Source organism: Suttonella ornithocola, from assembly GCF_001889065.1.
Taxonomy (GTDB): domain Bacteria; phylum Pseudomonadota; class Gammaproteobacteria; order Cardiobacteriales; family Cardiobacteriaceae; genus Suttonella_A; species Suttonella_A ornithocola.
Map to the genome: position 1 here is coordinate 1 of NZ_LWHB01000295.1, position 468 is coordinate 468.

1 protein-coding gene is annotated in these 468 nt (G+C 38.5%); it reads right to left on the reverse strand.

Translation table 11 applies throughout. The features are described 5' to 3' along the window. Positions 1-326, reverse strand: a 326-nt coding sequence (locus A5N85_RS13850; RefSeq protein WP_072577650.1) for a transposase, incomplete at its 3' end; no start/stop codon positions are given. Between the last annotated feature and the right edge of the window lie 142 nt (positions 327-468).

Consider the following 468-nt stretch of genomic DNA (forward strand, 5'->3'; position numbering starts at 1 on the left):
TCAATGATTGCTTGAATATCACTGCGTTTATGAAAAGCGGCATTGTCCATGACAATTACACTGTTTTTAGGTAACTCAGGTAACAGTGCTTCTCTCACCCAATGAGAGAAAATATCGCTGTTAATAGAACCATCATATAAGCGTAAGGCAAACAATTCTCCATTGATAATGGCTCCAATCGCATTGCTCTGGTTCTTTAAATGCCAGTTATCACTTCCATGACAAACTTGTCCTTTTGTGCTGTAGCCATAAGGTCTATGAGCAAAGGCTTTAAAACCACATTCATCAAGATAGACTATCGGTTTGTCTTGAGCGGTCTTATCCACTATTTGTTCTTGAAAGTGCTCTCTTTTCTCTGTGTCGGCTTTTGGATGTTGGTTAATCTTTTTTTTATGCGTTATCTTTAGTTCGCTTTAGAGCATAACAAATCGCTGATTGCGAGACAATTAAAACGTCTAGCTCTTTCCC